This is a genomic window from Undibacterium sp. RuRC25W, assembly GCF_049339825.1.
Lineage (GTDB): Bacteria > Pseudomonadota > Gammaproteobacteria > Burkholderiales > Burkholderiaceae_D > Undibacterium.
The window spans coordinates 25,418-36,135 of the sequence record NZ_JBMPPD010000040.1 but is presented as its reverse complement, the minus strand read 5'-3'; the positions used below and the strand labels follow the sequence as shown (position 1 = coordinate 36,135).

Below are 10,718 nucleotides of genomic sequence, written 5' to 3'. Positions count from 1 at the left end.
TGCTCACATCAAACAATTTAGGCGGGTTGCAACGCGATACGACAAACTCGCTGAACGATTTGCTTCATTTGTGGCAATTGCAGCTTCGATGCTTTGGTTAAAATAAATGTCAACACGCCCTAATAAAAATTAGTTATTTTTTAATAAAATTGTAAAAAGATGTAAGTGTTTTTGAGTATGATTTCATGCTGTTTGTGCGCAGGTAGAGGCACAAACAGGTGAGAAAAAGCAATTGCCGCGGTTGCAAATTTGCTTTGGCAATGTGACTTTGATACGCCAGAGAAGAAAAAAATGCACTTTACATGTCAGCTGGCAATGTTCTTTTGTGAAACTAAAAATGCTAAAAAAAAGCGAAATCATAGAAAAATTTCTACATTTACGTATCACGAAATTTTTCAAAAACGTTGTTGACTTTGTTAGTGAGCAATGGAAATCCGTATTGTTCAGTGCATCGCTGGCGGCGATTTTTGAGCATTTTGATATCTTAACAATTTTTTCTAAATTTTCCTGGTTATTGGTCGCTGGAATGGCGGCCCAGAACTCTTCTATCGATGTCACTATCGATAGCCATACACCAATCGTCGTTACGCTAAGTGAAGAACGCTTCGTTAGTCACTATAGCGAAAAAAGCCCCTTAGACCGCTGCGTTTTGCGGCAGGACATTGCAGCGATTCTCGCTAAAGGAACGCAACGCCTAGCGATCGATTTTGACCTGTCGCCCTTAGCGAAGGCGAACGCGAGTGACTTCGCTTGTCAGGAATCCCTAGATGCGTTGTTGGATCAGGAATCGAAGCGACTGGTGATCCTCACTCCACTTGCCGTCAACGGGGCGCTGAAGAATATTAAACATACCTGGATGTTGCAGCGATGTACTAACGGTGTGCATTTTGGCGATGGCGTTCTTGATAAATCGTTGGGCCTCGTGAATGAACGATTTGTTGGCGAAGAGGAGATTCTTCAGACGCGATTCGCAGAGCAGTTGCATGAGGGTTTTAATGACTACGCTTGTAAGTTGGTAAAAGAAGCACCGACTGCTGCTGAAAATCCTTGGTTGCAAAAGGAGGATGAGAAGAAGGAGAGCACAAAATACGAAACCTCACCGATTAACTTCTCAGCAGTCCAGAGTCATCTCGCGGTGATTGATATTGGTAGCCAGGATTTTAGCGATAGTACTCAGTGGGAACAGAACCCAGTACTGTTCGGGTTTGATGCTGATAAAGAAGATAAATATCTCACGCCCCTAGGTAAGTTGGCGGGTGTCATCATCCATGGTGCTCAGCTTATCAGTCTGGAATACCCTATCGATAAACTAACACCATCGATAGGTTTGTTAGTGGATATGGGTATTGCATTTTGTTTTGCGTGGGTGGTTGGCCAATTCTGGAGCGGCTACGTCATGGCGACTAGATTTGACATACATATCCATGAAATAAGCAAAGGCCATTTGCGTACGGCAATAGGTACTGGCGTGATTATCGCTTTCATTTTGGTTTATCTGTTGTTAGTGCTTTATTTTATCTTTGCCGCTGAGTTTATCTTTCTGAAATTTCATTTTATGTTGGCCCCCCTGTTGATGGCGATATCGATTCTTTTTGATGGCTTTGTCTCAGCACCAATCGAACAAATTCAACGGCTGTTGGAAGAGCATAAAGAAAAAAAAGAAGGTGCTGAAAAAGCAGAAATTATTCGTGAGACGGATAAAGAAAAACATCGTTTAGGGATGCGCTTTAAACGGTCCGGCATCGTGATTGTGAGCTTGTCTACGCTATTAACGGGTGCAATCTATAGCGAATGGCTTGATTTCGCTTCTATTGCCGGTGCAACCTTCGGATTTCTCATTGTTGGTTTGTATGTCAGTTTTATTTTCGGTTGCTTCGTCATCGCCATTGAGAAATGGCATCATCGAAAAAAATTGACCCTTCTTGAGAAAAGAGATTTCTCTTGGATACATGTTCGGCACTGGTTGGAGAAGCTTTTGCCGTTCAAAATCATTCCCAATGCCACGCCGGAGCAGCAATACAAACAATATATGAGTTGGGCCGTTCGTCTGGGCTATGTCTTCGGTTGGCTGCGTGGACTGTCTTTTTGGCTCATTATTTTGCTCGGTATGAACTTTATCTTTCTCGGCAATTTATTTCACTTTTAAGATGGATGCAAAACGTATGAAAAAAAATATTGCATTGACTTTGTTGGTCATGACTACGTGTGTCAGTTCGGCCTATGCGCAAGAGTGTCAACTCCCGCCACAACAAGCCAATTCTCCTAGAACAGAAACCTTGTCCAAAGAGCTCTCAAAAACGAATGCCTGTAAGACCGTCAAAGGTTTATCCGCCAAATCACTTAAGACGGTGTGGCTGGCGTTGCTTGATACCAAATCGACAGGTGGTAAGCGCTTCGAGACACCGCCACCAGTTGGCACGCCGACTGGTAAGGTATTTGCGATCGCTGACAAGGTACCGTTTGATGTAAGTACGGTGATTCAGGAAGGACTCGTGAGTCTGACCATTAAGGATGATGACAACGGCAAACTTGTCAAGTTACCGCAATATGTTGCAGGCCAACCTTTACTGCTCGAAAAGATGAAAGCGGGAAGTAGTTTCAGCTGGGTGCTCGTGACACGTAAAGAGTCTTATCGCGGTAGTTTTACTATTCCTGACACTGACGAACTACAAGAAATTAACAACAAACTGACAGAACTAGAGACGCAGGATTTTTCTGCGGATGTCAAAGCGATTTATCAGGCGGCAATTTTTGAAGAGGCGGATTGTTACTTTAATCGTGACCTTATTTTGGCTGCATTGCGAAGTGTAAAAAAACCGTAAACCCGCAACTTATTCTTTTTCTTTGGTAACTATCTATGAAGCACTTTCCACTCAACACAAAAAAAAGCCGATTAGTTTCTTTTTCAAGTGGGCCTGTATTGAAGATCGGCGTCGGTTTGATTGCACTGATGTTGTTGTCGTCTGCTCATAGTGGCCAGGACCAGGCCAAGGTAGATCTGCCCGTAAAGCAGGAAAGCGCAGAGGGCAAGCCGCAGTCGGAATCGCCCTCACTGTTCAAATCGATTGGCAATTTTTTTTCTGGGAGCGCTTCATCAAAATCGAAGGAAGGTGAGGAGAAATCGGAGGCGAGTGCATCTGCTTCTTCTTCGGCTACTTCAGCGACATCGTCTCCAAACGCGTTTAGCATTATTGACATCGATACCTGGTCAAACGTGTCCAATGTCGTGCTTGATCCTATGTGTAAGCAACCGATACAACCGTTCGGTATTACAGATAACCTGACATCGCTTGGAATTCTTGCCGCCAAACTCAAATTAAAAAACTTTACCGATAGTATGACGAAGAATGGTCAGCAGCCACTCGCTATCAAAGATATCGTTAAATTAGCGGCGAGGAATTTAAATTGGTTACCGATGGCGTTTGAAAAGCAAATTGGTGAGAGCAAAGTGTCTCAGGACGATGTGCTAGACGAAAATAAAAATAAAGAAATTCGAATGGCTTACGCGAAGTCGCGAGCCATTTTGGAAGATATTTTAAAAAATATTCCCGATAATAATCCGTATGATTTTTCAATTAAGGTCGTTAAAACAAGCTTTACTAATGCGACTGCCTTGCCAGGTGGGATTATCTTAGTGGATATGGATTTGTTTAAAAAGGGTGTATCCGATGAGTGGCAATATTTTGTTATTGCTCATGAAGTCTCTCATGTTCTTCAGCGCCATCAAACCCGCGCGTATCAGGCACAATTAGCAGATGGAATCGATTCAATCGATAACTTCAGAAAGTTACTATCTAATTTTTCCGGAGCTAGCCCAGCAGCTGCTTTAAGCTATGCATCTGCCTTCAAGAACATGTTAGTGAACTATTCAGAGCAACAAGAATTGCAGGCCGACAGCTGTGCACTTCAATTGATGAAAGTGAAAACGCCTAGCAAAAAAAAGATGCAGGAAAAATTGGTAAAAGTAGAGCAACGACTTGGTCCTATCGTGCCTGAGATTCCTGACGACTCAAAAGATTTCGTGTTATTGAAGCATCTTAAATATTTAGGTGATGGGGTGATGGAACGTCATCCAAATACCCGAAGAAGAAAAGAAAATTTCCAGGTAACGATTAATGCGATTTATATCTAGGGTTCAGATTTTATAAAGAGTGACCAACAAAAATAAAGCGGTGCTATAGACTGAGCCGACAAACTTGTTCACCGTATATCAACCTGATACCTGAACTTGTCTGCCGGACCACGCGAGCGCCGCCATTCCAGTGCTTGCTTGTCATAGCCAAGCGCAAGACGATCGATCACGATCACAGGTTGCCCGACGTCCATCGCTAATTGTTGCGCGACATCTTGATTGGCCGATTCTACGGTCAGTGTTTCTTGTGCCGACGCGACAGTATGGCCGCATTTTTCTTCATACAAGGGGTACAGTAAATCTCCAAAATCTGGTAAATCAATTTGCATGAGTGCAGTAAACGGTGCATGCGGTAACCAGATTTCTTCCAGCAAAACAGGTGCATTATCGACCAGTCGTAGACGATCAAGGCGAATTGCTTTGGCCCGTTTGCCCAGTCCCAGCGCGCTCGCCACCTCATCCGGTGCTACGCTCAGTGAGCGGTGCAGAATACGGCCCTCTGGGACGCTGCTTGCGGTACCTTCAGTTTGATGACGGAAGAAACGGAATAAGGAGGCGTTGAAATCAGGGCGGCGTACAAATGTGCCACGTCCTTGCAAACGCACTAGCAGGCCATCAGCAACCAACGTTTCTACGGCTTTACGGACGGTGCCAATGGCGACCTGATACGTCTTGGTCAACTCAGCCTCAGTCGGGATGGCGGTATCTGGCTGCCATTCACGGGTGGTGATTTTTTCTATCATGTCATCGCGCAAACGATGATAGAGGGGCAGACGGTGATCAGGTTGATTCATAGTGACATATGGATGATTATATGTTTGACACTGTAACCTGAAGCCCGATTCTCGTCCAGATTAACTCTTTTGTTGACAGCATTCAGATATCGCGTTACCTTTCATGTAAACATATATATGACTATATGTTTAAAATAAAATCGTTTCTTCCTGATTCAACTTCGTTCCGACTGATCAGGCGAAAACCAAAAACAATCCAGATGTAATTCAGGTGCGGGCTACGCTGATAACCGGCGGGGGATGTGCATCGATTCAGGAGACAACACATGTTTAAGTGGTATCGACAGGTATCTTCGCTCGAAAGAAAAACCTTCTGGGCGTGCTTTAGCGGCTGGGGGCTTGATGCTCTTGATGTGCAGATGTTCACGTTGGCTATTCCAACGCTCATTGCGGTCTTCGGCATTGATAAAACGGAAGCCGGATTGATCAGTGGTGTGACGCTGGTCGCGTCTTCTTTGGGTGGTTGGGTCGCAGGTACTGTCTCTGATCGTATTGGTCGTGTACGTACGCTCCAACTCACGATCCTCTGGTTCTCTGTTTTTACCTTCTTGTGCGCGTTTGCACAATCTTTCCCACAGTTACTTGTTCTCAAGGCGCTACAGGGCTTTGGCTTCGGTGGCGAATGGGCGGCGGGCGCAGTGCTGATGGCAGAAACCATCCGTAGCGAACATCGCGGTAAAGTGATGGCAACCGTGCAGAGTGCATGGGCTGTCGGCTGGGGTGCTTCTGTACTGATTTATACGGGACTGTTTTACATGCTCGCACCTGAAACAGCATTACGCGTCATGTTCATGGTGGGGTTGATTCCAGCATTATTGGTCGTGTATGTCAGACGATCAATCCCTGAGCCTGCAAAACCCGTCGTCGAGCAAGCTTCTGCAGAAAAAATCCCACTAGTCGGCATCTTTGGACCAGACGTCCTCAAAATTACATTGCTTGGCGCACTTTTGGGGATGGGCGCGCACGGTGGCTACTACGCGCTGATGACTTGGCTGCCTACCTATCTAAAAACCGAGCGCCATTTATCGGTCTTGAGTACCGGTGGTTATCTCGCCGTGATTATCGTTGCATTCTGGTGTGGTTGTATGGCCAGCTCGATGCTGATTGATCGCATTGGCCGTCGCCATAATGTCGCGCTGTTTGCGATTTGCAGCACCATTACTGTGTGCGTCTATCTGCTCTTGCCGCTGACAGACTTAGAGATGTTGTTCCTTGGGTTTCCGTTAGGGTTTTTTGCCGCGGGTATTCCAGCTAGTCTTGGGGCTTTATTTAATGAACTGTATCCCGCCCACATCCGAGGGACAGGTGTCGGCTTTTGCTACAACTTTGGACGTATTGCTTCAGCGGGGTTTCCGGTATTGGTTGGGTATATGAGCAAGTCCATGCCACTCGGACAGGCTATCGGTATTGATGCTGGTATTGCCTACGGTATCGTGGTACTGACCGTGATGTTCCTGCCTGAAACATCAGGCCGACAACTGACCTAATAAACCTAAACGAAGATCTGCTCCTGCGCTATATGGATGGCAGATCGGAGTATTGAGGAGCCGTAATTATGTTGACCAGACGAGAATTTACTATGTCACTGATCGCTACCGGAGCAAGTGCAGGCGTTGCCTCGCTGACCGCCTGTACAGGTATCTTGCCTGCCGTCGAGGCCACCACAACTGCATCATTGATGGCGGTGGATTGTCATGCGCACGTTTTTTTGCGCAGTCTGTCCATGCCAGACCGGCGACGTGCTCCATCCGGCTATGATGCGTCACCTGACGATTATTGGAAGACGTTACATGCCAATGGCATGACCCATGGCGTGTTAGTGCAACCTAGTTTTTTGGGAACCGACAATAGCTATATGGTCGAGGCCTTACGTCAATATCCAGATCGCTTGCGGGGGATTGCTGTTGTTGATCCCTCTATCAGTGTGGCCCAACTCGATTTGCTGCAAGCCGCAGGTGTGGTTGGTATTCGTCTTAATCAAGTTGGCTTGCCTACCCCTGATTTTGCATCCCCAGCGTGGCGTGGGTTACTCAAACAACTGCGTCTGCGCAATTGGCAAGTCGAGGTCCACCAACTTGCCCATGGACTGCAGCCCATCATTGATCCCTTAGTCGATGCCGGTATTGACGTTGTGGTTGATCATTTTGGCCGTCCGGACCCTCAGCTTGGTGTCGACGATCCGGGATTCAACTATTTGCTCAAACAGGGAGCAAGTGGCAAGGTATGGATTAAGTTATCTGGTGCATACAGAAACGGCGCCAACGGTCGTGGTCAGCAAGTCGCTTTGCAGGCGATGCCTTTACTGCGCGAGACCTATGGCCTTAAACAGCTGGTCTGGGGCAGTGATTGGCCGCATACCCTATTTGAACGTACCGCCTTTTACGCCGATCAGCGACAATTACTCAATCAATGGTTGCCAGAAGCACGAGATCGTCAGCAGGTGTTGGTCGATGTACCTGCAAGGTTATTTGGTTTTCCGGTGTGATGTGGCGAGGCAATGAGCAGCAGATAGGACGATTAACATGGCAAGTAACGCCGCCTTTCTTTAGAATATACCGATCTTTTCCCGCTCATGAGGTTGCTCCATGCTTACGACGCGTTTCAGCACTTGTTTTGGCTTGCATTCACCGATAGCCCTTGCCCCGATGGCGATGGCATCTGGTGGTGCACTGACAGCCGCCTGCGCGGATGCGGGAACCTTGGGTTTATTGGGCGGCGGTTACGGTGACTTAGTCTGGGTACAAAAAGAACATGCGCTGGCGCTCTCATTGCTGCAGCAACGTTCAGGCGCCTTAAGTCGATTCGGTTGCGGCTTTATTACTTGGCGGCTGGATGAAGATGCCAGCGCGCTGGATTGGCTGTTAGATCAGCCGCATACCCCAGCCGCGTTGATGTTGTCGTTTGGCGATCCGCGTCCCTATGCAGCAAGAATTGCCCAACGTGGCATCCCGCTGATTTGTCAGATTCAGCGAACACAACAGCTCAGTGAGTGCCTAGAGGCTGGCGCCAGCGTTATCGTCGCGCAGGGCATCGAGGCAGGTGGTCATGGTATGAATAGTATGGATGGCCGCTCTACGTTTAGCTTGGTTCCGGAAATAGCAGATCTCTTACAACAACAATCGCCGTCCACTCTACTGTTAGCGGCGGGCGGTATTGCTGATGGCCGAGGCCTAGCCGCTGCCTTAATGCTGGGGGCGGATGGCGTGTTGATCGGCACCCGCTTCTGGGCCACCCGCGAAAGTCTCGCTAGTCAGGCTGCCGTAAATGAGGCCCTCAACGCCAATGGCGACGACACCGCGCGTTCGATCATTTTTGACATTCTCCGACGAAAAAACTGGCCTCCTGTTTTTAACTTCCGCGCGTTACGCAATCAATTGCATCAACAGTGGGAACCCCGCATCCCAGAATTGATCTGCTCCCCCGAGCCAGCACAACGCGCGTATGACGCTGGTGTTGCCGCTGCCGACTTCACTCGCGCCCACGTCACCGTCGGAGAAGCCGTCGGGCTTCTTCACGATTACCCAGGTGCGGCAGAACTGATTGCAAGAATTCACCAGCAAGCAACGACGTTAATGCTGCGTTGAACTAGGCCGTTTTGGTGTGTCAGGACGCGAAATAAATATATTAGGTAGAATCATCCTGTTTCACCTCGGGTAATCACGCCGTTCCCCTGATACAGGATAAGAGTCTGCAACCAACAACAAGTCACTTATCTTTTTCATTAAGCATAAAGGACAACATCAATGATGAAGCGTCGTCAATTTTTGATCAAAGCACCGATGGGCGTGCTGGCGGTTGCCAGCGCTGATCGGGTGAGTGCTCAAGTAGCGCCTACTGGCGTAACGCCGGCAGGCGCACCACCTGTGTTTGGCAATGCTCCCGCCTTTGGTCCCGAGGTATCGACTGGCACGTTTCTCGAAGCCGAGAAACTGATGCAGGTACAGCTCTCTGAAGCGGAGCGTCGTATGGCGAGTGAAAGTTGGCGCAGCTTAATGGCGGGCATGTTAGAGCGCCGGACTGGCCCCCGCAAGACAACACTGGAGAGTACAGACGTACCGGCAACGCAATGGAATCCGGTTTTGCCTGGCATTAAAATTACCTCGGCAAAAGACCAGTTCGTGCGTAGTCAATTTGATGGTGCTCCTTTGCCTGTCAGCGATAGAGAGATTGCCTTCGCACCAGTTAGTCAGTTGTCGCGCTGGATTCAACGTCGACAATTGAGTTCTGAGCGCTTGACGCATATATATCTCGACCGTATTGCGCGTTTCAATCCCACGCTACGTTGCGTGATTACCGTCACAGCAGAGCACGCGATGGCGCAAGCGCAGCAAGCAGATCGCGAAATCGCTGCCGGCAAATATCGCGGGCCGCTGCACGGAATTCCGTATGGCGTCAAAGATCTGCTCGATACCGCTGGTATCGCCACGACCTACGGTGCAGAACCATTCCGTCACCGTATTCCAGCCAAGGACTCGGCCGTTGTACAGCGATTGAACCAGGCAGGCGCGGTCTTGATCGCTAAACTGAGCCTTGGTGCGCTGGCGTTAAATGATGTTTGGTTTGGCGGACAAACCATGAATCCATGGTTGCCGGAAGAGGGAGCCTCTGGTTCGAGCGCTGGACCAGGCTCGGCGACCGCTGCGGGGTTGGTTGCATTTTCTATCGGTAGCGAGACCGGCGGTAGTATTGTGAGCCCCAGTATGCGCTGTGGTGTTACTGGCTTGCGTCCGACCTATGGTCGTGTACCAAGAACAGGCGCCATGACACTCTGCTGGTCGCTTGATAAACTTGGCCCGATGACGCGCTCGGTCGAAGATGCCATGTTGGTATTGCAGGCAATTTCTGGTCCTGATGCGGGTGATCTTGCCAGTGTCCCTGCCACATTGGCATTTGATGCAAGCGCACCAGTACGCGGTTTGAAAGTGGGTTATTTCCCCAACTGGATGAATGAAGAACCAGCGAACGAAATCGATAGAGCTGCCCTAAAGGCAATCAAAGACCTTGGTATGATTCCCACACCGGTTACCTTGCCTGACTGGTCGTATGATGCATTGAACGTCATTCTGTTCGCTGAGGGCGCCGCCGCCTTTGAAGAGCTGACGATCGATCATCGCGTCGATCAATTGAAGGCACAAGTACCCGACGCCTGGCCGAATGTCTTCCGTAGTGCCCGTTTCTTATCCGCAGTCGATTTTGTGCAAGCTGACCGGATGCGCCGTAAGGTTGCAGTCGAAATGGCAAGGATCTTTGGTGAGGTAGATCTACTGCTGGTGCCGTCATTGCGCGATGAGATGTTGGTCATTTCGAATAACACCGGCCATCCTTCACTGACTTTACGCACGGGTTCCGTGTCTGTGTCTGAAGCGCGGAGTGATTGGGCCCCCGATCCTGCACATCCGTTACCTACATTTTCCCCACCAAGAAGGGTGCCTTATGGCGTTACCTTGATTGGACGTTTGTTCGATGAAGGCACCATTGCAAGGGTTGGCGTGGCATTAGAGCGACATGTTGGTGTGGCAGGTGAGCATCCGCCAGGGTTTTAAAAACGCACGATAGTCAATAGGCCGTCAACATAGCTTGGCGGCCTATCACGTTCCTACCAAGCTACTGGCGGTGCCGCCAAAAAGCACAAAAAAAATAAAAAAGAGTGAGAACCTGACAGTACTCCCCTCTATATACTTGCTGGTCCTTGAATGGCGCCGCACCATCGAGACACGGATCTGTAAGTGCAAAGCGCGATTTCTCCGATCCGAGTTCACCCTTCAATTTCAATGATATTTGTTTAAAATTTG

8 protein-coding genes and 1 pseudogene are annotated in these 10,718 nt (G+C 48.6%); 8 read left to right on the top strand and 1 reads right to left on the bottom strand.

Going from position 1 to position 10,718, the window contains the following annotated elements:
- From ACO0KV_RS16020 to ACO0KV_RS16005, 4 genes and pseudogenes are all read left to right on the top strand, one after another.
- Nucleotides 1–106 (top strand): annotated as a pseudogene (locus ACO0KV_RS16020) (IS5/IS1182 family transposase); the annotation flags it as partial.
- A 231-nt stretch (nt 107–337) separates the two neighbouring features.
- On the top strand, nt 338–2,146 hold the full coding sequence (locus ACO0KV_RS16015) for a hypothetical protein (protein WP_423043802.1): 1,809 nt from the start codon (nt 338–340) through the stop codon (nt 2,144–2,146).
- Nucleotides 2,147–2,162: 16 nt separating this feature from the next.
- Nucleotides 2,163–2,822, top strand: coding sequence for a hypothetical protein (locus ACO0KV_RS16010; RefSeq protein WP_423043800.1), 660 nt, complete (start codon nt 2,163–2,165; stop codon nt 2,820–2,822).
- 35 nt (nt 2,823–2,857) lie between these two features.
- Complete coding sequence (locus ACO0KV_RS16005; protein WP_423043799.1) at nt 2,858–4,132, top strand: M48 family metalloprotease; 1,275 nt, start codon at nt 2,858–2,860, stop codon at nt 4,130–4,132.
- A 68-nt stretch (nt 4,133–4,200) separates the two neighbouring features.
- Here ACO0KV_RS16005 and ACO0KV_RS16000 read toward each other — a convergent pair whose 3' ends face one another.
- Nucleotides 4,201–4,926, bottom strand: coding sequence for a GntR family transcriptional regulator (locus ACO0KV_RS16000; RefSeq protein ID WP_423043797.1), 726 nt, complete (start codon nt 4,924–4,926; stop codon nt 4,201–4,203).
- Between the two features lie 266 nt (nt 4,927–5,192).
- Between ACO0KV_RS16000 and ACO0KV_RS15995 the strand changes: the two genes are divergently transcribed.
- The 4 genes from ACO0KV_RS15995 to ACO0KV_RS15980 all read left to right on the top strand — a co-directional run bounded on the left by ACO0KV_RS15995 (nt 5,193) and on the right by ACO0KV_RS15980 (nt 10,469).
- A complete protein-coding gene (locus tag ACO0KV_RS15995; protein ID WP_423043796.1) occupies nt 5,193–6,413 on the top strand; it encodes an MFS transporter in 1,221 nt (406 codons plus the stop codon).
- A 68-nt stretch (nt 6,414–6,481) separates the two neighbouring features.
- A complete protein-coding gene (locus ACO0KV_RS15990; protein WP_423043794.1) occupies nt 6,482–7,411 on the top strand; it encodes an amidohydrolase family protein in 930 nt (309 codons plus the stop codon).
- A 100-nt stretch (nt 7,412–7,511) separates the two neighbouring features.
- Entirely contained in the window at nt 7,512–8,510 is a 999-nt protein-coding gene (locus ACO0KV_RS15985) for an NAD(P)H-dependent flavin oxidoreductase (protein WP_423043792.1), read from the top strand.
- 159 nt (nt 8,511–8,669) lie between these two features.
- Nucleotides 8,670–10,469, top strand: coding sequence for an amidase (locus ACO0KV_RS15980; protein ID WP_423043790.1), 1,800 nt, complete (start codon nt 8,670–8,672; stop codon nt 10,467–10,469).
- Nucleotides 10,470–10,718: the final 249 nt, after the last annotated feature.

What these genes read in the sequence shown, in the direction of transcription:
- ACO0KV_RS15995 (WP_423043796.1), top strand. Translation starts at nt 5,193, where the DNA reads ATGTTTAAGTGGTATCGACAGGTATCTTCGCTCGAAAGAAAAACCTTC.
- ACO0KV_RS15990 (WP_423043794.1), top strand. Translation starts at nt 6,482, where the DNA reads ATGTTGACCAGACGAGAATTTACTATGTCACTGATCGCTACCGGAGCA.
- ACO0KV_RS15980 (WP_423043790.1), top strand. Translation starts at nt 8,670, where the DNA reads ATGATGAAGCGTCGTCAATTTTTGATCAAAGCACCGATGGGCGTGCTG.
- ACO0KV_RS15985 (WP_423043792.1), top strand. Translation starts at nt 7,512, where the DNA reads ATGCTTACGACGCGTTTCAGCACTTGTTTTGGCTTGCATTCACCGATA.
- ACO0KV_RS16010 (WP_423043800.1), top strand. Translation starts at nt 2,163, where the DNA reads ATGAAAAAAAATATTGCATTGACTTTGTTGGTCATGACTACGTGTGTC.
- ACO0KV_RS16000 (WP_423043797.1), bottom strand. Translation starts at nt 4,926, where the DNA reads ATGAATCAACCTGATCACCGTCTGCCCCTCTATCATCGTTTGCGCGAT.
- ACO0KV_RS16015 (WP_423043802.1), top strand. Translation starts at nt 338, where the DNA reads ATGCTAAAAAAAAGCGAAATCATAGAAAAATTTCTACATTTACGTATC.
- ACO0KV_RS16005 (WP_423043799.1), top strand. Translation starts at nt 2,858, where the DNA reads ATGAAGCACTTTCCACTCAACACAAAAAAAAGCCGATTAGTTTCTTTT.